Here is a 24,574-nt window from a genome sequence, read left to right on the forward strand (position 1 = left end):
CCGTACACGCGCAGCAGAAGGGACTGGCATTTATTTTGCATAAGAAGTAAGATGAAGAAAGCGAATTCATAAGGAGGACGATCAAGATGAGAAACGTTGTAATCGCAAGTGCAGCAAGAACCCCGGTAGGCAGCTTCGGCGGCACGCTCGCCTCGCAGTCCGCCGTCGAACTGGGCGCGGCGGCAGCGAAAGAAGCGATCTCCCGTGCCGGCATTCAGCCGGAGCAGGTGGAGGATGTGTATATCGGGAACATTCTCTCCGCCGGTCTCGGGCAGAACGTCGCCCGCCAGACCGCGATTCAAGCCGGACTTCCGGACACGGTTCCTGCGACAGCGATCAACAAGCTCTGCGGATCCGGCCTGCGTACCGTCAGCATGGCCGCACAGTTCATCGCCCTCGGGGATGCCGACGTCATTCTCGCCGGCGGCACAGAAAGCATGAGCAACGCGCCGTACGTCATGCCAAACGCCCGCTGGGGCCAGCGCATGGGCGATGGCAAGCTGGTCGATACGATGCTCAAAGACGGCCTCATGGATGCGTTCCAGCCGATCCACATGGGCAACACGGCCGAAAACATCGCCTCCCGTTGGAACATCACGAGAGAAGAGCAGGACGCTTTCGCCCTGCAGAGCCAGCAGCGCGCGGAATCGGCACAGAAGGACGGCCGCTTCGATGAAGAGATCGTGCCCGTTACGATCCCGCAGCGGAAAGGCGAAGACGTCGTCGTCGATACGGATGAATATCCGAAGCACGGCATGACGGCGGAGAAGCTGGCGAAGCTGAAGCCGGCGTTCCAGAAAGAAGGCGGCAGCGTCACGGCCGGCAACGCGTCCGGCATCAACGACGGGGCAGCCATGCTCGTCGTCATGTCAGAAGAAAAAGCACAGGAACTCGGCGTCGAGCCGCTTGCTGTAATAAAAGCGTACGGCAACGCCGCCCTCGACCCGTCCATCATGGGCTACGGCCCGGTGCCGGCCACCGAGCAGGCGCTGGAGCGGGCCGGCTGGACGACGGAAGACCTCGATCTGATCGAGGCAAACGAAGCCTTTGCGGCACAGGCACTGTCCGTAACGAAGGATTTACACCTGGATGCCGACAAGGTGAACGTCAACGGCGGCGCAATTGCCCTCGGACATCCGATCGGAGCATCCGGGGCGCGGGTTCTGACAACACTGCTGTATGAAATGAAACGCCGCGGCAGCGAGAAAGGCCTCGCCACACTCTGCATTGGCGGAGGACAGGGCACCGCACTGCTGGTCGAGCGGAAGTAGAAAGAAGGGAGCGGATCCGATGTTTGCGGCGATGAAAGCAGGGACGATCATGCGGCGTCCGCGTCTGACGCTCGAGGCGGAGGACACCATTCAGGCAGCGGCTGCGAAGCTGTATCACGTGCAGCAGGATGCCGTGCCGGTGCTGGATGCGGACGGGTGTGTGCTCGGGACGGTGACGACGGACTCGTTGATGACAGCGATGATGAAGGGCCTGGCGCCGGATACGGCGGTCCGGGATATGATGGAGCGTACGCCGGTGCTGGCCGAATCCGAAGCGCCGCACGGGTGGCGCTGGGATCCGCCCTGCCTGCCGGTGACGGCGGGGGACGGGTCTTTGTCGGGCATGCTGTATGCCGAGGACTGGCTGCAGGCGGTCGAGCGCGCCTTTCAGCAGCAGGAGGAGCTCCTGCTGGAATCGCTCCGCAGTGAATCGGATCACGTCTGGCTTCTCGATGCGAAAGGCGAGGTGCGTAAGGAGACGGGCGTGTTTGCCGGGCGCTGGCAGCGCTCGTCGGACATGCCGGCGATCGAAGCGCTGACGACAGGGACGGGAACGGAGGAGACGGTCGTCTTCGATGAGACGACGTACCACGTCTCCTGCAGCAGCATGCGGACGGCGGCCGGAACCTTCACGCTCGTGCGGCTGCGCACGGCAGGTGGGGAGGAGTCCGGCGAATGGAAGGAAAAGGCCGAGCAGATGGAAATGGTGCTCGAACTCTCTCATGACGGCATCATCATGGTCGACCGGGAGGGCATCATTACGATGGTCAACCAGGAGTACGCCGACTTTATCGGTCAGCCGCAGGATGCGCTCGTCGGCCGTCACGTGACCGACGTCATTGAAAACACGCGCATGCACCTCGTTGCGGAAAGCGGCCGCCCGGAGATTGCTGATATTCAGCGCATCAAAGGCGACTACATGGTCGCCAACCGGCTGCCGCTCTACAAGGACGGGCACCTCGTCGGAGCGGTCGGCAAGGTGATGTTCAAAAACCTCGGCGGCTTCAAAGCCTTGAAGCGGCGTATCGAAAAACTCGAGAAGGAGCTGGATACGTACCGCGGCGAATGGCAGGAGTCCAACCGCGCGAAGTACCAGTTCCATCAGCTGATCGGGGAAAGCCCGGCCTGGCAGCAGACGAAACGGCTCGCGCAGCAGGCTTCGGAAACCGATTCGAGCGTGCTGCTGCTCGGGGAGAGCGGGACGGGGAAAGAACTGTTTGCCCACGCGATCCATCATGCGAGCAGCCGGGCGCCGGGGCCGTTTGTCAAAGTGAACTGTGCCGCGATCCCGGGGGACTTAATTGAATCCGAACTGTTCGGCTACGTGGAAGGGTCATTCACCGGCGCCAAGCGCGGCGGTAAGAAGGGACGGTTCGAAGCAGCAGAGGGCGGCACGATTTTCCTCGATGAAATTGGAGAACTGCCGATCCACATGCAGGTGAAGCTGCTCCGCGTTCTCCAGGAACGGGAAGTCGAGCCGATCGGCAGCAACGCCTCCAAGCAGGTGGACATCCGCGTGATTGCCGCGACGAACCGCGATTTGGATGCGATGATCGAGGACGGCCACTTCCGCCTCGACCTGTTCTACCGGCTGAACGTGTTTACGCTGGAGATCCCGCCGCTCCGGGATCGGCCGGACGATCTGCACGTACTCGTTCCGCACTTTCTCGAAAAAATCAGCACCCGCCTCGGCAGTCGCACGCCGGAGCTGGAAGACAGCGCCTGGCAGCAGCTGCGGCGCTACCACTGGCCGGGCAACACGCGGGAGCTGGAAAACGTCATCGAACGCATGGTTAACGTGGTCCCCGACGGCCGCGTCCTGACAGCAGCCCACCTGCCCGCCGCCCTGAGCGGCGGCCGGCTCGATCCCCCGAGGCCGCTCGCCGACGTCCTGGCAGAAGCCGAACAGCAGGCGATCGAGCAGGCGCTCGCCTACACCGAAGGAAACAAAGCGCAGGCCGCCCGCCTGCTCGGGATCAGCCGCACCTCCTTTTACGAAAAGCAGGCCCGCCTTCCATGAGGAAGGCGGGTTTTTCTGCAGGTGCGTGGGGGGCTGGGGCACGTTCGTCCAGGTGCCGTGGCAACTTTGGACAATTGGCAGCGATTGTGACCAAGTGCGGCAAAACTCCGGACAATTGGCGACGATTGTGACCAAGTGCCGTCAAACTTCGACCATTTCACCAGCTCCGCGCCTTCCGGCTTGGTTTTCCTCCGGCGTTCGCCGGAGCGGGAAGCAGGTACTGTGTGGGCTTATCGATGTCGGCCCAAGCCGCGGCACGTTCGTCCAGGTGCCGCGGAAACTTTGGACAATTGGCGACGATTGTGACCAAGCGCGGCGAAACTCCGGCCAATTGGCGGCGATTGTGACCAAGCGCGGCGAAACTCCGGCCAATTGGCGACGATTGTGACCAAGTGCCGTCAAACTTCGGCCATTTCACCAGCTCCGCGCCTCCCGGCTTGGTTTTCCTCCGGCGTTCGCCGGAGCGGGAAGCAGGTACCATGGGCTTGGGGTCGGTTTCGGCCATGGCTGCCCATGTTCGACCAAGCGCGGCGAAACTCCGGCCAATTGGCGACGATTGTGACCAAGTGCCGTCAAACTTCGACCATTTCCCTATTTCCCGCCAAACTTTTTTTTCGAAAAACAGCAGCCGCTGCTGCTGTGTTCCGTAAAACGCTGAAAAATGTACGGATAATTGGACACCATCGTCTTTTTCCATGAATCACGTAAGCGTTTCCGGACACCCGTCAAGAAACCGCTGTCATAAACGTCCGTTTTCACGGACAGACATACAGAATAAAAATGAAAGCGCTTGCCTGAAGAAGCCCGCCACCCGAAAATGGAGCCGGAAGGAAGTTGGCATATTCTTTGCATATATAAAGCGGCAGAACCGAAAAAGTGGAGGGAGCCATCATGAATAAAGTAATGTCCGCACAAGAAGCAGTGAAAAACATCAAGGACGGCGATATGATCGCGACCGGCGGATTTGTCGGCTGCGGTGTGCCGGAAGAACTCGCGAAAGCAGTGGAAGCCCGATATCTCGAAGAAGGATCGCCGAACAACGTCGGCCTCGTCTATGCTGCAGGGCAGGGGGACGGCAAAGAAAAAGGATTGAACCATTTTGGGCACGACGGCCTCATCAAACGCGTGGTCGGCGGGCACTGGGGACTCGCGCCGCAGATGGCGAGGCTCGCGATGGAAAACAAAGTCGAAGCCTACAACCTTCCCCAAGGCGTCATTACACACATGTTCCGCGACACGGCCGCCGGCAGACCCGGTACGCTGTCGCATGTCGGGCTGCATACGTTTGTCGACCCTCGGAAAGATGGAGGGAAAATCAACGAAGTCACGACAGAGGACATCGTAGAATTAACAGAAGTAAAAGGAAAAGAATACTTATTTTATCAGACCTTTCCGATCAACGTGGCGCTGATCCGTGCTACGTATGCCGATGCGTTCGGCAACGCGGTTATGACAAAAGAAGCCGGCTCGCTCGAAGTGCTCTCCATGGCCCAGGCAGCGAAGAACAGCGGCGGCATCGTCATCGTGCAAGTGGAAAAAGTCGTCGAGCACGGCACGCTGGATCCAAAGCTTGTCAAAGTGCCCGGCATTCTCGTCGATGCGATTGTGGAATCGACGCCGGACAATCACATGCAGACCTTCGCCGAAGACTATAACCCGGCCTACTCCGGCGAAGTCAAAGCATCGCTCGGCTCCTTAAAGCCGCTGCCGCTGAACGAGCGGAAAGTCATCGCCCGCAGAGCCGCCATGGAACTCGTGCCGAATGCCATCACGAACCTCGGCATCGGCGTACCGGAAGGCGTAGCCGCCGTCGCCAGTGAAGAAGGCGTCCTCGGCAGCATGCGCCTGACCGTGGAATCCGGCCCGATCGGCGGCATGCCCGCAGGCGGCCTCAGCTTCGGCGCGGCGACGAATCCGGATGCCATCATCGATCAGCCGTACCAGTTTGACTTTTACGACGGGGGCGGGCTCGACATGACGTTCCTCGGCCTGGCACAGCTCGATCAGCACGGCAACGTCAACGTCAGCAAATTCGGGACGAAAGTGACCGGCGCAGGGGGCTTCATCAACATTTCCCAGAATGCCCAGAAAGTGATCTTCTGCGGAACGTTCACGGCCGGCGGTCTGAAAGTAGACGTCGGTGACGGTCAGCTTACCGTCACCGAAGAAGGCCGCTTCAAAAAATTCATCAACCAAGTCGAGCAGACGACGTTCAGCGGTCCGTATGCCGCCGAACTCGGCCGGCCGATCATGTACGTCACCGAACGAGCGGTGTTCGAGCTCAACGAAAACGGCCTCGTTCTAACCGAGACCGCGCCTGGAATCGATCCGGAAAAAGACATCTTCCCGCAGATGGATTTCCGCCCGCAGGTCGCAGATGAGCTGAAGACGATGGATGCACGCATTTTCACCGAAGCGCCGATGGGACTCGACGACATCTTCGGTCAGTAAATCACACCCCGGCGGCGGACCAGTCGTGCGCTGCCGGTATTTCGATAAGAAGGAAGGGAGAGAGACGTTATGCTCGGTATCTTTTTAGGACTCATGCTTATTATGGGACTGGCTTACGCAGGCTGGTCCATCATCTGGGTAGCACCGATCGCAGCAGGGGTGGTTGCCCTGACCGGCGGCCTCGATCTGCTCGATGCCTACACCAATACGTACATGGACGGATTCGTCGGATTTGCGAGGGACTGGTTCCCCGTATTTATGCTCGGGGCGATCTTTGGTAAACTAATGGAAGATACAGGAATGGCCCGCGCCGTAGCCCAGGCCATCACTACCGTCATCGGAACGAAACGCGCCATCCTTGGTGTCGTCGTCTCCGCAGCCGTTCTTACTTACGGCGGTGTCAGCCTGTTCGTCGTCGTCTTTGCGGTTTATCCACTAGCCCTCGCGATGTTCCGCGATGCCGATATCCCGCGCCGGATGATTCCACCAACCGTCGCACTCGGGGCGTTCACGTTCACGATGACAGCCATTCCGGGAACCCCGCAGATCCAGAATCTGATCCCGATGGATTATTACCAGACCGGTGCTGCAGCAGCCCCGATCATGGGTATCTCCGCAGCGATCGTCATGGCCGTCGGCGGGTACCTGTACCTGCGCTGGAGAGAACATAAACTGCGCGCAGCCGGAGAAGTGTACACGGAACCGAAAGATAAAAAAGTCGTGCAGGAAGACTACGAAGACAAGATCCCCGTCAAAGTATTCACTGCAATGTCCATCATTCCACTCATCGTCGTGGTCGGTACCCTCAACCTGCTCAACTGGGATATCGTCGTAGCCCTCTTAGCCGGTATTTTTACGATCATGATCTTTAATATCCATAAATTCCGCGGCTTTTCCCAGGCGATCAACGGCGGCGCCAGCGGTTCCGTCATCGCCATCGTCAACACGAGTGCGGCCGTCGGCTTCGGTGCCGTCGTTCAGGCAGTACCCGGCTTTGCCCGGCTCACCGAACTCGTCCTGAGCGTTCCCGGGAACCCGCTCTTTTCCCAGGCCGTCGCCATCAACGTGCTGGCCGGGGCAACAGGCTCCGCATCCGGCGGCATGACCATCGCCCTGAACGCGCTCGGGGACCGGTATTATGAAATTGCGATCGCCACCAACATGGAGCCCGAAGCCTTTCACCGGATCGCCTCCATCGCATCCGGCGGGCTCGACGTGCTGCCGCACAACGGCGCCGTGCTTACTCTGCTCGCCATCACCGGCATGACGCACAAAGATTCCTATAAAGACATCTTCGTCGTCGGCGCCCTCATCCCGGTATTCTCCGCGGTCGTTGCCATCGGCGTATACGCCATCGGTCTTTTGTAAAAATTCGGCGGCCCGCAGTCCCGGCTGGAGGGTGCCTTCCCTCCGCCCGGCAGATGAATGGAGACGAGCTTATATAATAGAAGAAACACATTCAATAGAAACGAAACTTCAAAGAAGGAGAGTGGCACATCATGAGATTGAAGAATCAGACAGCATGGATCACAGGAGCAGGACGCGGTATTGGAGCAGAAACGGCCAAAACATTTGCGAGAGAAGGAGCGACCGTCGTTGTTTCCGACATGAATCAGGCAGACGTGGATATTATTTCCCGGGAAATAAACGAAGCAGGCGGCACCTCTATGGCGGTTGCCGTCAACGTAACCGACCGCCATGCGATTGACGCGGCGTTGAAGCAGATCGTGGAGACGTACGAGCGGGTCGACATCGTCGTCAACAATGCCGGCATCACGAACGACGCGCAGCTGCTGAAAATGGAAGAGGACCAGTGGGACAGCGTCATCGACGTGAACCTCAAAGGCATTTTCAACATCTCCCAGGCAGCCGCGAAGCAGATGAAAGAACAGGAAGGCGGCGTCATTTTGAACGCCTCTTCCGTCGTCGGCACGTACGGCAACTTCGGCCAGACAAACTACGCCGCAGCAAAATGGGGCGTAAACGGCATGACGAAAACATGGGCAAAAGAACTCGGCCGCTTCGGCATCCGTGTCAACGCCGTAGCCCCAGGCTTCGTCCAAACCCCGATGACCGAAAAAATGCCGCAGAAAGTGCTCGACGCCATGACAGACAAATCGGTCCTGAAAGACCTGGCCACCACCGAAGACATCGCCAACGCCTATCTCTTCCTCGCCTCCAAAGAAGCCCGCTTCATCACAGGCGAAATCCTCGCCGTCGACGGCGGCGTTGTCATCTAACACCCACAAGACCGCCGGAAGCGATGCTTCCGGCGGTTTTTCTCGTGTGCCCGGCATGTCTGACAGCTTGGTGGTGAAAGTCCACTACGGGCTTGGTAATGGGAACCGTTAGCAAATGGCAAGGGTGTCCGGGGCGACCCGGAATCTGAAGGAAGCCGGACGCAAACACACGCGGTAACGAACAGGAACAGGATACAAGGCTGGACAGGGATGGATGAGTCTGCTAGACAAGACGAAATCCGACATTACCCGAGTCCCGTTCAGTAAATCCTGTGCCGACGGGTGGAAAGCGGTCAGACTTACCCGGGGAGGTCTGTGTGATACGCTCGGACGAGTAACGATTGCCGTAAGGCAATCCTGAACACACAGAAGTCAGTTCAAGTCATAGTACCAGCGACGATCCCTGAAAAGGGAAACGAGGGAAGGACTTGACGGTTGGTATCTTCATGTCCGTGGACGTGTGAAGGTGCGATCATCACAGACAACGGAATGCCCGGCTACTCCCGAGAGGATAGAGTGGAACTCGAACGTATTGGGAGAGCGTGTAGCAACCTTTGCGGGGAAACGACAATGAAGGAAGATGCCACCGAACCGCCGTGTACGAGATCCGTATGCACGGTGGTGTGAGAGGACGGGGGTTAGCCACCCCCTCCTACTCGATTGCTTGGCCGCAGCAGTGACAGAGATAAAGGCAATTGTCCGGACTTTGACGGCACTTGGTCACAATGTCTTCGAATTGTCCGGAGTTGCGCGGCACTTGGTCGAACATGCGGCTGCTTTGGTCGAAACCGAAAAGCCCCCATGGTACCTTTTCCCGCTCCGGCGGACGCCGGAGGAAAACCTAGCCGGAGGCGCGGAGCAGGTGACATGGTCGAAGTTTGGCGGCACTTGGTCACAATCGCCGCGAATGGTCCGGAGTTGGGTGGCACTTGGACGAATGTGCGGCTGCCTTGGTCGAAACCGAAAAGCCCCACGGCACCTGCTACCAGCTCCGGCGACGCCGGAGGAAAACCAAGCCGGAAGGCGCGGAGCAGGTGACATGGTCGGAGTTTGACGGCACTTGGTCACAATGGCCGCGAATTGTCCAGAGTTGCGCGGCGCTTGGTCGAATGTGCGGCTGCTTTGGTCGAAATCAGAAACCTGCGAGATACCCCGGCTGAGCGGGCCGCTGCACTTGAAGTGCTGACTGTCCCGGCTGCTTCTCCTGCATGCTGGGGGTAGACGGCCGTACATTCAGCCGAAAAGCATGTGCCATCATTCGTATTTCGAAGGTCGAAGTGCCGCAAATATGGGTAGTGGGGCATCCCATTTTCAGAAAAAACGAAAAGAATTCGCTTACATTGGTCTGATTTGTGCGAATTCCTTTGCGTATTGATGCTCGAAGCGTTAGAATATATGACATGTGATGAATACCGATTGAATCCAGGGAGGGTCCTAACGAATGACAACGATCGATAAGCGTAACCTCGGCAGTGTGCGGTCTCAGGATGCAGATGTTTTTGCGGCAATGGAAGCGGAACTTCACCGGCAGCAGGACAGCATTGAGCTGATTGCGTCGGAGAACTTCGTAACGAAAGCGGTCATGGAGGCGCAGGGATCTGTGCTGACGAACAAGTATGCAGAAGGCTACCCCGCGAAGCGCTACTACGGCGGCTGTGAGCATGTGGATACGGTGGAGAATATTGCGCGCGAGCGTGCGAAGCAGATTTTCGGCGCGGAGTATGCCAACGTGCAGCCGCATTCCGGTGCGCAGGCGAACATGGCGGTCTACTTTGCGTTCCTCGAACAAGGGGACACGGTGCTCGGCATGGATCTCGACCACGGCGGCCACTTGACGCACGGCAGCCCGGTGAACTTCAGCGGGAAGCAGTATACGTTTGCCGGCTACGGGGTGGACGCGGAGTCCGGCCGCATCGACTATGAGAAGGTGCGTGAGATGGCGCAGGAGCACAAGCCGAAGATGATCGTGGCCGGTGCGAGTGCGTATCCACGGGAAATCGACTTCGCGAAGTTCAAAGAAATCGCGGACGAAGTGAACGCCTACCTCATGGTGGACATGGCGCACATCGCCGGCCTGGTTGCTGCGGGCGAGCACATGAACCCGGTGCCGTACGCTGATTTCGTGACGACCACGACGCATAAAACGCTCCGCGGACCACGCGGCGGGATGATCCTGACGAAAGAAGCGTACGGCAAGAAGATCGACAAAGCGATCTTCCCGGGACTCCAGGGCGGACCGCTCATGCACGTCATTGCGGCGAAAGCTGTTTCCTTCGGGGAAGTCCTGCAGGAAGAGTTCACGACGTACTCGAAACAGGTGCGCAAAAACGCGGCAGCGATGGGCAAAGCGCTGCTGGAGCGTGACATCGATCTTGTCTCCCACGGAACGGACAACCACCTGCTGCTGCTGGACCTGCGCCGCCACGGCCTGACAGGGAAAGCGGTCGAGCAGGCACTGGATGCCGTCGGGATTACGACGAACAAAAACGCCGTTCCGTTCGATCCGGAAAGCCCGTTTGTGACAAGCGGTATCCGTATTGGTACAGCAGCTGTCACGTCCCGAGGCTTTGACGAACAGGACGCAGCCGAAGTCGGCCGCATCATGGCGGAAGTCATCCACAACCTCGACAACGAAACTGTCCTGAAGCAGGCGGCAAAAGACGCAGCTGCCCTGACAGCAAAGCATCCGATGTACCAGGACCTGTAAGTCCCTGATAAGAAGAAAGAAGAGGCCGACGCATGCCGGCCTCTTTTTTTTCGGAGAACCCTTGATTCACGGCTGGCATTCGGGTAGAATACGTCAAGGAAATGAGACGAGGAGGCGTGATCCAATGGGAAAAGTATACGTGTTTGATCATCCGTTAATTCAGCATAAACTGTCCTATATCCGCAACAAGGAAACGGGGACGAAAGAATTCCGCGAGCTGACGAACGAAGTAGCCGGGCTCATGGCCTTCGAAATCACGCGGGAGCTGCCGTTGCAGGACGTGAAGGTCCAGACGCCGGTGGCCGAGTCGACGTGCCAGATGATTGCTGGAAAGAAGCTCGGCATCGTACCGATCCTCCGTGCCGGCCTCGGCATGGTCGACGGCATGCTGGAACTGATTCCAGCCGCGAAAGTCGGTCACGTCGGTCTGTACCGGGATCCGGAGACGCTGGAGCCGGTCGAGTACTACGTGAAGCTGCCGAAAGATACGAGCGAGCGTGACTTTATTGTTGTCGATCCGATGCTGGCCACAGGCGGGTCTGCGATCGAAGCGATCAACGTGATGAAAAACCGCGGAGCGAAAAACATCCGGCTCATGTGCCTCGTCGCAGCGCCGGAAGGGGTCGAAAAAATGCAGGAAGCGCATCCCGACGTGGATATCTACCTGGCTGCTCTGGACGAGAAGCTCAACGAAAAAGGCTACATCGTACCAGGCCTCGGCGATGCCGGCGACCGCCTCTTCGGAACAAAATAAAACACGAACGGATCGAGAAGCTTCCCTCCGGGGGAGCTTCTTTTTTGATGTAAAGCCGGCCGGCTGCAGTCAGCGGGGCGGCGATCGGCATGCCGGGCGGGAGCCAAGTCTGGACAATTCACCGGAATTGTGACCAAGCTGCGGCCAAGTCTGGACAATTGCCGACGATTGTGACCAAGCGCCGCCAAATTCCGGCCAAAGCCCACAGCTCCCCTTCCGCGCCTGCGGCTTGGTTGTCCTCCGGCCTGAGCCGGAGCATAGAGCAAGCGAAGCGCGCAGCGGGATATAGCGATCGTGGCTGCCCGACAGTATGCCGGCGTGGCGGCGAAGTCTGGACAATTCGCGGGAATTGTGACCAAGCTGCGGCGAAGTCTGGACAATTCCTCTCAGGCCCCCTAAATACCTTGGACACATTTCGCCTCTCTATATATACTAAAACCAATACGAGGAGGTGACCTGGGATGGAGGACAAACGTAGTGCATTGGTTGAGATGAAGAAGAAGTATGTCCGGATGGCTTTTGAAACCAACAATAAGTTCAAGACAGCCAAAGCGGCCGGGATTTCCCGAACGACCTTTAACGAGTGGATCCGGAGGTACGGAGATGAGGTAGCGGAGGAACTGGAAAACGAAGAGATCCCCATTCATGAAGGACCGATCTCTCGCAGCGAGCTGGAAAAGCGTTATGAGAAGGCGCTCAAACTGTTGGGAGAGAAGGAATTGGAGGTGGCTGTTCTTCGGGAAGCCATCGAAAAAAAGAGCTTCCTTAGCCGATCGGCTCGTTCTGGCCCATCGATGGATAGAAGCCGGGTTTCGAGTCCGAGCCATCACCGAGATCCTTCATGTCGCTCCCTCGACCTACTATGCCGCCTATCCCAGACCTTTCATGACCACATCCCATCTTTCAACGAAACGGCCGCGCGGCCGTCCGACTCCTGGCTTTTCGATGACAAGAGAGGGGAGAAGAATCCCCGACGAGCTGATCAAAGAGCGGCTGATGGAGCTTTCCTGCGACGAGTGGACGAGCACAAGTGGGTATAAAAAATGGGGGGCTTACCTTCGGAGCGAACTTGATCTTGTCATTAATAAAAAGAAGGTCTACCGGTTGTGTCAGGAGCTCGGCATTCTCAAGGAGCAGCGACGGGGGAAGCCGAACTACCCCCGTCATGTCGCACGTAAGCGTCCGATCCATGCTCCAAATCAATTGTGGCAGATGGATATTAAGTACGGCACCATCGAAAAGTCTGGACGATTCTTCTTCATCTGTAACGTGATTGATGTGTATGACCGGACAATTGTCGGTTACTATCGAGGACCCCAGTGCCGTTGGCACGAAATCCAGCAGATGCTTGTCAAAGCCTTCCTGATTCGAGGTATTCACCGTTCCGTCGATACGTACGAAGAAAAACTGATTATCCGAACGGATAATGGCCCCCAGTTTGTCAGCAACAAGTGCGGCGCATTCATGCAGCGACATCGCATTTATCACGAGCGTATCCCTCCGAAGACGCCAAACATGAACGCCTATGTCGAGTCGTTTCACAGCCAGCTTCAGCTGGAATGTTTCAACAACCGAGTCTTCACTTTTTTTGATGAAGCCTATCTGGAGGTCGATGAATATTACGAGTTCTACAATGCCCGTCGTCCGCATGGCAGCTTAAAGTACATGACGCCGGCAGCGTTTCATGAAGCAAGCACAAAGGGGCAATTAGTCCCGGAAGAAATACGAGTATAAGCAAAAAAGAAAAAGGCAGAATGAAACAGCATGAGGCAGAAAGTGTCCAGAATTAGGGGGCCAGAACGATTCGCGGGAATTGTGACCAAGCTGCGGCGAAGTCTGGACAATTGCTGACGATTGTGACCAAGTGCCGCCAAACTCCGGCCAAAGCCTGCACCGGCGCCCACCACCCTCATCCCCGCCTTTCCTTCTCTCTTCTTTAAATGAAAGCCTTCCCGGTTATCAAAATAGGCTGAATTTACGTTAGGATGTTTTAAATACCATAAATAAGGAAAATGATTAGGTGTAATGAACATTCGAATGAATAGAGAACAGGAGGATAGAAGATGGAGGAAGAACACGACAAGACCCCGGCCCGCAAACTCATTGATTACCGCATTTTTGTCCCATCGATTATGATCGTGCTGGCCATGAGCGTCCCACTCGCGATGTACGAAGAAACCGCGCTCGGGATGCTGGAGCAGACGTTCGACATCATTGTCGCCGTCTTCAACTGGGGCTACATCTGGTACGCCATCATTCTGGTGGCAGCAGGACTGTACTTATCCTTTTCCAAATACGGAAACGTTGTGCTCGGCGATCCGATGGAAAAGCCGCGATTTTCGTTATTTGAATATGCCTCGATTCTCATCGCGATGGGGCTCGGGTCGACCATCATGCGGACCGGGATGGTCGAGTGGGCGAACGTGGCGGATGATCCGCCGTTCGGCATGGAGGCCGGGTCCAGCGAAGCACTGCTCATGGGCAACGCGTACGGCATGTTCATGTGGAGCTTCCAGGTTTTCGCCATCTTCGTCATGGCTGCACCGGCGCTCGGCTACATTCTCCACGTGCGCAAGCGGCCCCTCATGCGCATATCCGAAGCCTGCCGTGTCATCTTCGGCGACCGCTTTACGGACGGGGCTGGGGGAAGGCTGCTGGACATCATCTTTCTCGTCAGCATCCTTTCCGGCGCAGCCGTGACGCTCGGTCTCGGAACCCCGATCGTCACCTACAACCTCGCGCACCTGCTCGACATCGACGTGACGTTCGGCGTGACGCTGTTTATCACCGTCCTCTGGGTCATCTTTTTCTCGATCAGTGCATACGTCGGGATCGACCGCGGCATCAAGCGGCTGAGTACGTTCAACATGTACCTTGCCGGCGGTTTTGCCGTATTCATCATGCTCGTCGGCCCGGGCGTATTTATCATCAACTACTTTACCGATACGCTCAGCACGCTCCTCACGAGCTACGTCGGCATCTCGCTCTACACCGACTCGCTGAACGGGGGCGACGCGAGCTACATGATGAGCAACACCGTTTTCTGGTTCGCCTACAGCGCGACGTGGGCGATGCTCCACAGCGTCTTTGCAGCGAAAATTTCGCAGGGCCGCACGATCCGGGAGATGATTCTCACCTACCTGCTTGCCCCGACCGCCTTGTCCTGGCTTGCCACCGGCGTGCTCGGAGGCCTCGGCGTGCACCGCCACGTGACCGGAGACTTGGACGTGCTGTCGATGATGGGGGACATGGATCAAATGGCCGTCATACCGGAGATTCTGTCTACACTGCCGTTTGCCGCCATTGGTATCGTCGTGTTCGCGGTCGTTGCGATGATCTTTTTGATCACGACGCTCGACTCGACCACGTACACGATTGCCGCCTACACGACGACGCAGGACATGAGTAAACAGGAGCCGTCCCGCATGCTCCGCATCGTCGTTGCCGGCATCATCGCAGCAGTCGCCCTCGTCATGATGCGCGTAGGTGGACTGCCGCCGCTCGAAGTCGTCTCCGGCTTGATGGGACTGCCGATCATCGTCATCCAGTTTCTTACCATCTACGCTGCGATCAAAATGATGAAAAACGACAAAGCCTGGAAATACAACGTCCGCCCGCCGAAAGAAGAGTAACATTTTCTCCGCAGCTCCCGGCTTTTTTGATAGAATGCAGGGGAGAGTGCAAACACAAAAGGAGAGATTCTCTTGGCGAAGAAAAAAATCATGACGATTTTCGGCACCAGACCGGAAGCAATCAAAATGTGTCCGCTCGTGCTCGAGCTGGAAAAATACGATGAATTCGAATCGATCGTGGCGGTAACCGGCCAGCACCGGGAAATGCTCGATCAGGTGCTCGATATTTTCGGCGTCACGCCGGATGAAGACCTCAACATCATGCAGGCACGCCAGACGCTCACCGATGTCACGACCCGTGCCCTCGAAGGTCTGGACGAAGCGATGAAGCGGCTGCAGCCGGACATGGTGCTCGTGCACGGCGACACCACGACGACGTTCGTCGCGAGCCTCGCCGCCTTCTATAACCAGATCGCCGTCGGTCACGTCGAAGCCGGCCTGCGCACCTGGAACAAATACTCCCCGTTTCCCGAGGAGATGAACCGCCAGCTCACCGGCGTGATCAGCGACCTGCATTTTGCCCCGACGAACCAGGCCGAAGCGAGCCTGCTCGCCGAAGGCAAGAAAGAAGAGAGCATTTTTGTCACGGGCAACACCGCCATCGACGCGCTCAATACGACCGTCCGGGACGACTACACGAGCGAGGTGCTCGACAAGCTCGGCAGCGACCGCCTCATTCTCGTGACCGCCCACCGCCGCGAAAACCTCGGCCAGCCGATGCGCAACATGTTCAAAGCGATCAAACGCATCGTCACCGAGCACGACGACGTCCAGGTGATCTACCCCGTCCACCTGAATCCCGTCGTCCGCGAGCTCGCCGATGAGATCCTGGGCGACGACAGTCGAATTCAGCTGATCGACCCACTCGGGGTGCAGGATTTTCATAACTTTGCCTCCCGGGCGCACATCATTCTCACCGACTCCGGCGGGGTACAGGAAGAAGCGCCTTCGCTCGGTGTCCCCGTCCTGGTGCTCCGCGATACGACCGAGCGGCCCGAAGGCATCGAGGCGGGTACACTGAAGCTGGCCGGCACCGAAGAAGAGAACATTTACAACGACGCGAAGCTCTTGTTGAACGACGACCGCGCCTACGAGGCGATGTCCAAAGCATCCAACCCTTACGGCGACGGCCGCGCTTCCGCCCGGATCATCGAAGCGATCCGCAGCTTCTACGGGTTCCGGGAAGATCGCCCGGCCCGCTTCACGATTGACGGACAACCTGAATAGCAAATCACCCGCGCGCCGGAGCCCAGCTCCGGCGCGTTTTCGATGTCAAAAACGCTACCTGTCGGAGAGGAAGAGCGTTGCCTGCGGGAGGGGGGGGGGGAAGCCGCGTGGCTCGTTCCGGCCGCGAAGCGTCCCGATCGAGAGGTGCAGGCGTCGCGTTGCGCGGCTGAAGTGGCTCAAAAGAAGCAAGGTGGCTCAAATATTCCGGCAGGCGACCCGCGGGCCGCCGCAGGCCGCCCGCTTCGCCAGCCGAACCGTCTCAAAAAAATTCAGAAGCGACCCGGTTTTCCCCGTGCGCTCCCCTCAGTCATCCCGGCTGCGCCTGCCGGAGAAGAACAGCGTTGCCTGCGGGAGGGGTAATGAAGCCGCGTGGCTCGTTCCAGCCGCAAAGCGTCCCGATCGTGAAGGGCAGGCGTCGCGTTGCGCAGCTGAAGTGGCTCAAAAGAAGCAAGGTGGCTCAAATATTCCGGCAGGCGACCCGCGGGCCGCCGCAGGCCGCCCGCTTCGTCAGCCGGACCGTCTCAAAAAACCTCAGAAGCGACCCGGTTTCTTCATGACTACCGCAGTGTTTCATAATCAGGCGAAAACAGCCCTCTCGCTTTTATAAAGCGAGAAGGCTGCGGATTTGAGATTATTTTGTGAAAGTATGATTTAAATCGATACCCACACCGCTCCATACATAACAATCATAGCTGTTTTCGACGAGGCGGACGTTATTACCATTGCGGATGAGTGTAAAAGAACACCCATATTCATCAGGAGCTGTTACAGCTCGGCTGCGGTCGTAGCTCTGAATGAAGGCACGTCGCTCGACGGACCCCACGTGGCGGTACGCTGCATGAGCCTGAAAGTAAAAAGAATCCTTTGTTTCCTGCGTGATATGGAGGTAGCCACCCAGCCAGGATGCAGCAGGTTCATAGTATCCTGCCCAGAGCGGCGCTTCTGTCACTAGCAGCTCGGTGCCATCGAGGGATACTGAAGCCTCACGGGTCTGCTGGTTCCATCCAACGGAAGCGCCGAGGCTCTCGCTGACAAAACGAAGAGGAACGAATGTTCGTCCATCAATCAGAACAGGCTGCTGGTCAAGCTGAAAACGAGCATTGTTTACGTAGGCAGTAGTCGAGCGTACGTTCAAACCGACGCGGGTGCTTCCCCGAATGATGCGGATGCTCTGTGTGCTGTGTTCATACTGTACGCTGGCATCAAGGCTCTCCATCACCTCCCGAAGTGGAATTAAAAAACGATTATTCTCCATCACAGCGGTATCAAGCTGAAGCTGGCGTGCTTCCGTTCTTTCAGCTGGTATGGAAATGACCAGCAGTAGAACAGACAATAGAAATAGTGCCGCCTGTCTCATCATGTGTTCTTCCTCCCTTTTCTAATTCTTTTGATGTGGTTCTTTCGTTTAATCTCACTTATCATATAAAACTTTTCCTGGAAAGTACATATAGAATTTCTTCGTAATACTTTCTTGGAAACAATAAAATCTCAGATTCCTGCATGACGCCTAAGCGGAACGAGCTGAACAATGACTGAAATTGTCGAACGAAATGGATGGGATTTTTTACAATAATTCAAGGAAAGTATGTATAATGATTAGGTATAATCAATGAATCAGCGAGAAAACGGGGGGAGATTCAATGAAAAAGCAGCATGTGCATCTAGTGGCCGAGGGGGAAGTGCTGGCCGAAGATATCTATGTACAGCAGCGTCTCATCTTAAAGCGGGAGGCGGTGCTGACGAAGCAGCTCCTGCGTAAACTCCGGCAGAGCGGGGTGCAGGAGGTAAAGGTGAAAGAGAAAGAAGACAAAACCGGCCGCAGGGACGGCCTGTTTATGGACTTTCTTCTCCGGGTCGGCGGAGAGCACCGATTCGGAACGGCGCTTCACTCGAAGAATCGGCTGAGTGCGGTAGAGCTGGAGCTTCTTCAGCAGCTGGAGAACGAACGGATCCACGCACTGCTGTTTCGATTGAAGAACCACCACGAGCGTGCCTACTACCATGCAATCGATACATTCGTGTTCGGCGCGCTGATGAGCGAAGACATGGACCAGAGAGACAAGGAGCCGTTCATGCTCGCCTGTCTGTTTCACGATGCCGGGACACTGCTCCTGCCTGAATCGCATCTGGAGAAAAAGATGCCGTACACGGCGGAAGAAAAAGAAACCACGCGGGGCGCCCTCAGCCGTGGCGGCGAACTGCTGGAACAGGAAAGGCTGCCAGGGGAGGCAGCCTCCCTCATCCATCGCTATCATCATGATGGGTGCCGGGACGATCCGCTGCTGCAGCGGATCGCCCTAGCCGATCAGTATTCGTCGATGACGATGAACCGGGAAGAACGCGAAGCCTTCCCGGCAGCAGAAGCTGTCTCGATGGTTTTCGCTCAGACGACCGGCATCACACAGGAGACGATGAAGCAGTTCTGCAGCATGCTCGGCATTTACCCGGTAAACAGCATCGTGCGTCTTACGGATGACAGGGAGCTCATCGTCCGCGAAGCCTACCACCGTATGCCGACGTCGCCGATTTTGACGGACCTGCTCAAAGGCGAGGACCTGCACCTGCCGTCAGACTGCTCCTTGAAAGTAGAAGAAGCGCTCTACATCCCAAAACGGGAGCGCAGCTGACGGCCGTGTCGCCGGGGAGGAAGGCTGGAAAACGGCACTTCCGGATGCGGTAGGAAGAGGACGTAACCTACAGTGGAAATCCCCCCTCGCCACAAAACAGCCTGCCGCTTCGAACGCTTGTGCGGCAGGAGCTGAACGCATCCGCTTCACAAAAAATTCATATTTAATTTTCTTCCGGATTTAACAGACATTTTTCACATAGTTATGTATAATAGGAAGCGTGTTCACAGGATGCCGTTCGAGCCTTCTGCAGAATACGTACATATAATCCCTGATGTGCGGAGGTTGTTTCCGCTTTCAGCGTGTTGACATGCCCAAAGGCGTGTTGTACGATGTTCAAGGGATTCTGGCAGGCTGCAGGTGAGGAGGCATCACCATGGGCAGGGATCCGAATCAGTCAAAGTACCGGCCGGTGATGAAAGCCTTTGCGCTCATGACCACCATTTCCTCTTATCTAATAGGGGCGGTGTTGTTTGGAGTGTTCGGAGGTATGTGGCTCGATCGATATTTTGACAGCAGCGGATTGTTTACAGCAGCAGGCGTGCTTCTCGGAGTGGGGATGGCGTTTTACGGCATCTACCGGGCGGTACAGTCTTTCATGGAGGAACAGGATGGATGAGGCCGTACAACTGGCCAGGCGGTATACAGTATACACACTGGTAATCATGTTCATTGTTTTACTGACGGGAGTTTTCCGGCAGGATTCGTTTTTTCTCGGTATGGCATTCGGAGCAGGGCTCAGCCTGTTGAATTTAGTCAGTACATACTTTCAGACGAAGCGGATCATCGCGTCGGGGAGAGACCGTAAATACCGATTCTCGTTCGGCACGGTCGGCCGTATGGTCACCGTGGTCGTGGGACTGCTGCTTGCACAGCAGTATCCAGAGTATTTTGATCTGATTGGATTGGTTATCGGCCTTGCCGTGACCTATCTTCTATTGATGATCGATCCCCTGTTCCGGCTCAAGCAGCTGCAGTAAGCCGGTTTGAATGCAGTAGAGAGAGAGGTGAAATCACGATTGGATACGCAATATCTTAAGGTGGATTTGTTTGGTGTCCCTTGGCTGACGTTTAACATTCCAAATGCGATCATGATTACTGTGGCCATGGCTATTGTCTTTTTCGTGTGCTTTTTTATGTCGCGGAAAATTCAGATGTACCCGTCAGGCGCGCAGAACGCGATGGAGTATCTCGTTCAGTTTATCAAAAACATTATCAGCAGTACGATGGACTGGGATCGGGGCAAGAACTTCCTGATGCTCGGTATTACCATCATTTTGTACGTTTTTGTCGCAAACATGCTCGGGGTTCCATTTGAGCTGGCAACAGCAGAAGAGCACTATGTATGGTGGAATTCACCAACATCCAACCCGGTGCTGACCATTTCTCTGGCTGCGTTCGTCATCATCCTGACGCATGTGTACGGGTTGAAGCTGAAAGGTCCGAAAGAGTACGGGAAGGATTACTTCCGTCCGGCCTTTTTCATGGCTCCCTTTAAAGTAGTCGAGGACTTTGCCAACACGCTGACACTCGGTATGCGACTTTATGCCAACGTCTACGCCAAAGAGGTCATCATGATGATGATCGTCGGGCTCGGCGCGGCAACCATTGGTTTCTGGACATTCGCGGCGTTTATTCCGCTTGTCGTGTTCCAGGCATTCAGTGTCTTCATCGGTACGCTGCAGGCGTTCATTTTCTGTATGCTGACGATGGTCTACATGTCTCACAAAGTGAACGAAGAGCACTAAGTATTTCTTGAATAATGGCCTCATCCGGGGCGTATTCAATATATTTCAATCAAGTTTAAACATTTAGAGGAGGATTTTCATTATGGGTCTAGTTGCTATTGCAGTAGGTATTGTAGCAGGTCTCGCAGCAATTGCGGGTGCATTCGGGGTTGCGATCGTTGTCGCTAACACACTTCAAGGTATTACTCGTCAGCCGGAGCTTCGTGGTCCGCTCCAGACAGTTATGTTCATCGGTATTCCACTAGTAGAGGCACTGCCAATCTTTGGTATCGTCATTGCCTTCCTGCTTCTCGGGAACATGTAACCGTAATAGCGTGTATAAATGGCGGAGAACCAGCATGACTCTTCGCCATTCCTTTTGTACTATGCAGAAAAAAGGAGGCGACCCCATTGTTTGATTTGTACGATATTGAATGGGTAAACGCGGCCTACCAGCTCCTGGCCTTTTTCGTTCTGCTTCTACTCCTGAAGAAATTTGCTTTTGGTCCAATCATGGACATGATGGAAAAGCGTGAGAACCACGTGGCCGAGCAGATCTCTTCTGCTGAGAAAAACCGGGAAGAAGCAGAGAAGTACTTGGAAGAACAGCGGGAAGCGATCCAGCAGGCACGCGTCGAAGCAAAGGAAATTGTGGAGAATTCAAAAAAGATGAGCGAACAGCAGGCAGCCGAGATCGTGCAGAACGCACGCGACGAGTCTGCCCGTATGAAAGAAACAGCCAAGCAGGATATCCAGAACGAAAAGGCACAGGCGATCTCTGCGCTTCGTGAGCAAGTTTCGACCCTTTCTGTGCTGGTGGCATCGAAAGTCATCGAGAAGGAACTGGATGAGCAGGATCAGGAGAAACTCATTGAGGACACGCTGAAAGAAGTAGGCGAGGATCTATGAGACGACATCCAGTAGGCTTCCGCTATGCTTCGGCCCTGTTCGAATCGGTGCAGGCCGGAGGAAAGCTGGACGAGACGCTCGATGACCTGAACATGGTGTCCCAGGCTGTACAGGAAACGAACCTTCTTGACGAAGTGTTCCAGCATCCTGATATGACGGATCGGCGTAAGAAAGAGATTCTTGACCAGGCCTTTCAGGGAAAAGTCAGTCAAATCACAGTCAACCTGCTCAAAGTACTGGTAGACAATAAGCGTGAGAGCATTTTCGAAGCGGTCAGAGAAAACTTCAAAGACCTTGTCTACGAAGCGAAAGGCATTGCAGAAGCAGAAGTGTACTCTGCCAAGCCGCTTACAGAACAGGAGAAAGCAGCCGTCAGCCAGGTATTCGCGAAGCGTTCCGGCCGGGCGGAGCTCCTGATCAACAATCAAGTCGACAAAGACGTGATCGGCGGACTCCGCGTCCGTATTGGAGATACCGTCTATGATGGCACGGTAGCAAACCACCTGGTACGCATTCATGAACGGATGAACCAGGGGACAAGCAGATAGGGGTGAACGATATGAGCATCAGAGCCGATGAGATCAGCTCGCTGCTGAAACAGCAGATTGAAGGCTATGAATCGGAAATGGAAGTCAGTGATGTCGGTACCGTCATCCGCGTAGGGGACGGGATTGCCGTAGCTCACGGTCTGGAGAATGTCATGGCCGGGGAGCTGCTCGAATTTTCAACAGGCGTCATGGGTATGGCGCAGAACCTGGAAGAAAACAGCGTTGGTATTATCATTCTCGGTGAATTCCGCCATATCCGGGAAGGCGACGAAGTCAAACGTACCGGACGCATCATGGAAGTACCGGTCGGAGAAGAACTTCTCGGACGCGTCGTCAACCCGCTCGGCGAGCCGCTCGACGGCCACGGACCGGTCAACACGACGAAAACCCGTCCGATCGAGAGCCCGGCACCAGGCGTCATGGACCGTAAATCGGTTCACGAACCGCTGCAGACCGGCGTGAAAGCGATCGACGCCCTGATCCCGATCGGCCGAGGTCAGCGTGAGCTGATCATCGGAGACCGTCAGACAGGGAAAACGTCCATCGCCATGGACACGATCATCAACCAGAAGAACGAAGACATGATTTGTATCTACGTCGCGATCGGTCAGAAGGAATCCACGGTGGCAGGCGTTGTGGAAACGCTCCGCCAGCACGGTGCCCTCGACTACACGATCGTCGTTACAGCAAGTGCGTCCCAGCCGGCGCCGCTTCTCTACCTGGCACCATATGCAGGCGTATCCATGGGTGAAGAGTTCATGTACAACGGCAAGCACGTCACGGTGATCTACGATGACCTGACGAAGCAGGCTTCTGCTTACCGTGAACTATCCCTCCTGCTCAAGCGTCCACCAGGCCGTGAAGCATTCCCAGGTGACGTCTTCTACCTGCACTCCCGTCTTCTCGAGCGTGCAGCGAAGCTGAGTGATGACAAAGGCGCAGGGTCTCTGACAGCGCTGCCGTTTATCGAAACGCAGGCAGGGGACATCGGGGCCTATATCCCGACGAACGTGATCTCGATCACGGACGGTCAGATCTTCCTGCAGTCCGATCTCTTCTTCTCCGGCGTCCGTCCGGCGGTCGATGCGGGTCTCTCCGTATCCCGAGTCGGTGGTTCCGCCCAGATAAAAGCGATGAAGAAGGTAGCCGGTACCCTCCGTCTCGACCTCGCCTCGTACCGTGAACTCGAAGCGTTCGCCCAGTTCGGGTCGGACCTCGACGCATCGACGAAGGCGAAGCTCGACCGCGGACAGCGAACGGTCGAAGTCCTCAAACAGGGCCTCAATCAGCCGCTCCCGGTGCAAAAGCAGGTATTCATTCTATTCGCGCTGACGCGAGGGTTCCTCGACGACGTGAAAGTAGAGGATGTTTCGCGCTTTGAATCAGAGCTGTTCACGTTCCTCGAGCATAACAAGAAAGACCTCCTCGATCAGATCCGCTCCACAGGCGTACTCGCCGACGAGTCGGACATGAACGGGGCTGTCGAAGAATTCAAGAAGTCGTTCCAGTCCAGCTGAGAATAAAGAAAGCGGGGGACACCCCCGCTTTACGGAGCAAAGGTGGTGAACACGTTGGCGAATCTCAAAGAGATTAAGACGCGGATAGGTTCCACGAAGAAAACAAAGCAGATTACAAAGGCAATGGAAATGGTCTCCGCTGCGAAGCTCAACCGCGCGCAGGACAAAACGGAAGCCTTTCAACCTTATAAAGATAAGATTCGTGAAGTAGTCGGCAGTATCGCCCAGGGATCGGAAGAAGTATCCCATCCGATGCTGCAGGACCGCAAAGAAATCCGCCGTACCGGCTATCTCGTCATTACATCCGACCGTGGCCTCTGCGGTGCGTATAACAGCGGTCTGCTCCGCGAAACGTACAATCTCATTCAAGAGCGCCACCAGTCCAGCGATGAGTATGGCATCGTCATCCTCGGGAAAGTCGGTCGTGACTTCTTCCAGAAGCGCGGCATGCCGATCATGCAGGAGATTACCGGCCTCGCCGATCAGCCCGAGTACAGCGAGATCAAAAACATCGCGGAAACGACGGTGCAGATGTTTACGGACGAAGTCTTCGATGAAGTGTATATTCATCACAACCACTTCGTCAGTGCCATGACCCAGCGCGTAACAGAAACCAAACTGCTGCCGCTGACAGCACTGGCTGCCGAAGCAGAAGCCGAAGCGGTATCCACGCCGGACTACATTTATGAACCCGATGCGGAAACCATTCTCGAGCGGCTCCTGCCGCACTATGCAGAGAGCCTGATTTTCGGTTCCCTGCTCGATGCCAAAGCGAGTGAGTTCGGAGCAAGAATGTCTGCGATGCGCTCTGCGACAGATAACGCAGATTCCCGCATTGATGATCTGACATTGAGTTACAACCGTGCCCGCCAGGCGGCAATCACACAGGAAATCAACGAAATTGTCGGCGGAGCCGCAGCCCAAGGCTAGAGCAATTGTGGAGG

Annotated in this window: 21 protein-coding genes; 19 read left to right on the top strand and 2 right to left on the bottom strand. The window is 56.2% G+C overall.

Annotation, left to right across the window (positions count from 1 at the left end):
- Positions 1-86: 86 nt before the first annotated feature.
- Together G477_RS0116490 and G477_RS0116495 are read left to right on the top strand one after the other, a co-directional pair.
- Positions 87-1,271, top strand: a complete 1,185-nt coding sequence (locus G477_RS0116490; protein ID WP_026698854.1) for an acetyl-CoA C-acetyltransferase — start codon at positions 87-89, stop codon at positions 1,269-1,271.
- A gap of 19 nt (positions 1,272-1,290) precedes the next feature.
- A complete protein-coding gene (locus G477_RS0116495; protein ID WP_084406306.1) occupies positions 1,291-3,291 on the top strand; it encodes a sigma-54-dependent Fis family transcriptional regulator in 2,001 nt (666 codons plus the stop codon).
- A gap of 157 nt (positions 3,292-3,448) precedes the next feature.
- Here the strand turns inward: G477_RS0116495 and G477_RS0116500 are convergent, their stop codons facing one another.
- Entirely contained in the window at positions 3,449-3,988 is a 540-nt protein-coding gene (locus G477_RS0116500; RefSeq protein WP_026698856.1) for a hypothetical protein, read from the bottom strand.
- A 194-nt stretch (positions 3,989-4,182) separates the two neighbouring features.
- On the opposite strand from G477_RS0116500, the gene G477_RS0116505 reads away from it, so the two are divergent.
- From G477_RS0116505 to wecB, 8 genes are all read left to right on the top strand, one after another.
- Positions 4,183-5,742 carry an acyl CoA:acetate/3-ketoacid CoA transferase gene (locus G477_RS0116505; protein ID WP_026698857.1) on the top strand — a complete coding sequence of 520 codons (1,560 nt, stop codon included), beginning with the start codon at positions 4,183-4,185 and terminating at the stop codon, positions 5,740-5,742.
- Between the two features lie 69 nt (positions 5,743-5,811).
- On the top strand, positions 5,812-7,110 hold the full coding sequence (locus G477_RS0116510) for a GntP family permease (protein ID WP_026698858.1): 1,299 nt from the start codon (positions 5,812-5,814) through the stop codon (positions 7,108-7,110).
- Between the two features lie 131 nt (positions 7,111-7,241).
- Complete coding sequence (fabG, locus tag G477_RS0116515; RefSeq protein ID WP_026698859.1) at positions 7,242-7,982, top strand: 3-oxoacyl-ACP reductase FabG; 741 nt, start codon at positions 7,242-7,244, stop codon at positions 7,980-7,982.
- Positions 7,983-9,423: 1,441 nt separating this feature from the next.
- Complete coding sequence (gene glyA, locus G477_RS0116520) at positions 9,424-10,689, top strand: serine hydroxymethyltransferase (protein ID WP_026698860.1); 1,266 nt, start codon at positions 9,424-9,426, stop codon at positions 10,687-10,689.
- A gap of 124 nt (positions 10,690-10,813) precedes the next feature.
- On the top strand, positions 10,814-11,443 hold the full coding sequence (gene upp / locus G477_RS0116525; protein ID WP_026698861.1) for a uracil phosphoribosyltransferase: 630 nt from the start codon (positions 10,814-10,816) through the stop codon (positions 11,441-11,443).
- Between the two features lie 684 nt (positions 11,444-12,127).
- Positions 12,128-13,177: an IS3 family transposase gene (locus G477_RS21055; RefSeq protein WP_170203899.1), complete on the top strand. Its 1,050-nt coding sequence runs from the start codon at positions 12,128-12,130 to the stop codon at positions 13,175-13,177.
- A gap of 329 nt (positions 13,178-13,506) precedes the next feature.
- On the top strand, positions 13,507-15,075 hold the full coding sequence (locus G477_RS0116535; RefSeq protein WP_026698863.1) for a BCCT family transporter: 1,569 nt from the start codon (positions 13,507-13,509) through the stop codon (positions 15,073-15,075).
- 90 nt (positions 15,076-15,165) lie between these two features.
- A complete protein-coding gene (gene wecB / locus G477_RS0116540; RefSeq protein WP_035212298.1) occupies positions 15,166-16,302 on the top strand; it encodes a non-hydrolyzing UDP-N-acetylglucosamine 2-epimerase in 1,137 nt (378 codons plus the stop codon).
- Positions 16,303-16,933: 631 nt separating this feature from the next.
- Here the strand turns inward: wecB and G477_RS0116555 are convergent.
- On the bottom strand, positions 16,934-17,662 hold the full coding sequence (locus tag G477_RS0116555) for a copper amine oxidase N-terminal domain-containing protein (RefSeq protein ID WP_026698867.1): 729 nt from the start codon (positions 17,660-17,662) through the stop codon (positions 16,934-16,936).
- Positions 17,663-17,942: 280 nt separating this feature from the next.
- On the opposite strand from G477_RS0116555, the gene G477_RS0116560 reads away from it, so the two are divergent.
- The 9 genes from G477_RS0116560 (at position 17,943) to atpG (ending at position 24,560) form a co-directional block, all read left to right on the top strand.
- On the top strand, positions 17,943-18,929 hold the full coding sequence (locus G477_RS0116560; RefSeq protein ID WP_026698868.1) for an HD-GYP domain-containing protein: 987 nt from the start codon (positions 17,943-17,945) through the stop codon (positions 18,927-18,929).
- Between the two features lie 376 nt (positions 18,930-19,305).
- Positions 19,306-19,548 (top strand): AtpZ/AtpI family protein, encoded by a 243-nt coding sequence (locus G477_RS0116565; protein ID WP_026698869.1) that lies wholly within the window; start codon positions 19,306-19,308, stop codon positions 19,546-19,548.
- Positions 19,541-19,909, top strand: a complete 369-nt coding sequence (locus G477_RS0116570) for an ATP synthase subunit I (protein WP_026698870.1) — start codon at positions 19,541-19,543, stop codon at positions 19,907-19,909. The genes G477_RS0116565 and G477_RS0116570 overlap by 8 nt, the downstream gene beginning before the upstream one ends.
- Positions 19,910-19,948: 39 nt before the next feature.
- Positions 19,949-20,677: a F0F1 ATP synthase subunit A gene (gene atpB, locus G477_RS0116575; RefSeq protein WP_084406308.1), complete on the top strand. Its 729-nt coding sequence runs from the start codon at positions 19,949-19,951 to the stop codon at positions 20,675-20,677.
- Between the two features lie 82 nt (positions 20,678-20,759).
- Positions 20,760-20,981: a F0F1 ATP synthase subunit C gene (atpE, locus tag G477_RS0116580; RefSeq protein WP_026698872.1), complete on the top strand. Its 222-nt coding sequence runs from the start codon at positions 20,760-20,762 to the stop codon at positions 20,979-20,981.
- Positions 20,982-21,067: 86 nt separating this feature from the next.
- Positions 21,068-21,565 carry a F0F1 ATP synthase subunit B gene (gene atpF, locus G477_RS0116585; RefSeq protein WP_084406309.1) on the top strand — a complete coding sequence of 166 codons (498 nt, stop codon included), beginning with the start codon at positions 21,068-21,070 and terminating at the stop codon, positions 21,563-21,565.
- Positions 21,562-22,113, top strand: coding sequence for a F0F1 ATP synthase subunit delta (locus tag G477_RS0116590; protein WP_026698874.1), 552 nt, complete (start codon positions 21,562-21,564; stop codon positions 22,111-22,113). The genes atpF and G477_RS0116590 overlap by 4 nt, the downstream gene beginning before the upstream one ends.
- Before the next feature lie 11 nt (positions 22,114-22,124).
- On the top strand, positions 22,125-23,630 hold the full coding sequence (atpA, locus tag G477_RS0116595; protein WP_026698875.1) for a F0F1 ATP synthase subunit alpha: 1,506 nt from the start codon (positions 22,125-22,127) through the stop codon (positions 23,628-23,630).
- A 54-nt stretch (positions 23,631-23,684) separates the two neighbouring features.
- On the top strand, positions 23,685-24,560 hold the full coding sequence (gene atpG / locus G477_RS0116600; protein ID WP_026698876.1) for an ATP synthase F1 subunit gamma: 876 nt from the start codon (positions 23,685-23,687) through the stop codon (positions 24,558-24,560).
- The last annotated feature ends 14 nt before the right edge of the window (positions 24,561-24,574 follow it).

Source organism: Alkalicoccus chagannorensis DSM 18086, assembly GCF_000429725.1.
Classification (GTDB): Bacteria; Bacillota; Bacilli; order Bacillales; family Salisediminibacteriaceae; genus Alkalicoccus; species Alkalicoccus chagannorensis.

Bases quoted from the DNA above. Each gene is read 5' to 3' on its own strand.
- G477_RS0116490 (WP_026698854.1), top strand. From the start codon at position 87: ATGAGAAACGTTGTAATCGCAAGTGCAGCAAGAACCCCGGTAGGCAGC.
- G477_RS0116495 (WP_084406306.1), top strand. From the start codon at position 1,291: ATGTTTGCGGCGATGAAAGCAGGGACGATCATGCGGCGTCCGCGTCTG.
- G477_RS0116500 (WP_026698856.1), bottom strand. From the start codon at position 3,988: ATGGAAAAAGACGATGGTGTCCAATTATCCGTACATTTTTCAGCGTTT.
- G477_RS0116505 (WP_026698857.1), top strand. From the start codon at position 4,183: ATGAATAAAGTAATGTCCGCACAAGAAGCAGTGAAAAACATCAAGGAC.
- G477_RS0116510 (WP_026698858.1), top strand. From the start codon at position 5,812: ATGCTCGGTATCTTTTTAGGACTCATGCTTATTATGGGACTGGCTTAC.
- fabG (WP_026698859.1), top strand. From the start codon at position 7,242: ATGAGATTGAAGAATCAGACAGCATGGATCACAGGAGCAGGACGCGGT.
- glyA (WP_026698860.1), top strand. From the start codon at position 9,424: ATGACAACGATCGATAAGCGTAACCTCGGCAGTGTGCGGTCTCAGGAT.
- upp (WP_026698861.1), top strand. From the start codon at position 10,814: ATGGGAAAAGTATACGTGTTTGATCATCCGTTAATTCAGCATAAACTG.
- G477_RS21055 (WP_170203899.1), top strand. From the start codon at position 12,128: ATGAGAAGGCGCTCAAACTGTTGGGAGAGAAGGAATTGGAGGTGGCTG.
- G477_RS0116535 (WP_026698863.1), top strand. From the start codon at position 13,507: ATGGAGGAAGAACACGACAAGACCCCGGCCCGCAAACTCATTGATTAC.
- wecB (WP_035212298.1), top strand. From the start codon at position 15,166: ATGACGATTTTCGGCACCAGACCGGAAGCAATCAAAATGTGTCCGCTC.
- G477_RS0116555 (WP_026698867.1), bottom strand. From the start codon at position 17,662: ATGATGAGACAGGCGGCACTATTTCTATTGTCTGTTCTACTGCTGGTC.
- G477_RS0116560 (WP_026698868.1), top strand. From the start codon at position 17,943: ATGAAAAAGCAGCATGTGCATCTAGTGGCCGAGGGGGAAGTGCTGGCC.
- G477_RS0116565 (WP_026698869.1), top strand. From the start codon at position 19,306: ATGGGCAGGGATCCGAATCAGTCAAAGTACCGGCCGGTGATGAAAGCC.
- G477_RS0116570 (WP_026698870.1), top strand. From the start codon at position 19,541: ATGGATGAGGCCGTACAACTGGCCAGGCGGTATACAGTATACACACTG.
- atpE (WP_026698872.1), top strand. From the start codon at position 20,760: ATGGGTCTAGTTGCTATTGCAGTAGGTATTGTAGCAGGTCTCGCAGCA.
- G477_RS0116590 (WP_026698874.1), top strand. From the start codon at position 21,562: ATGAGACGACATCCAGTAGGCTTCCGCTATGCTTCGGCCCTGTTCGAA.
- atpA (WP_026698875.1), top strand. From the start codon at position 22,125: ATGAGCATCAGAGCCGATGAGATCAGCTCGCTGCTGAAACAGCAGATT.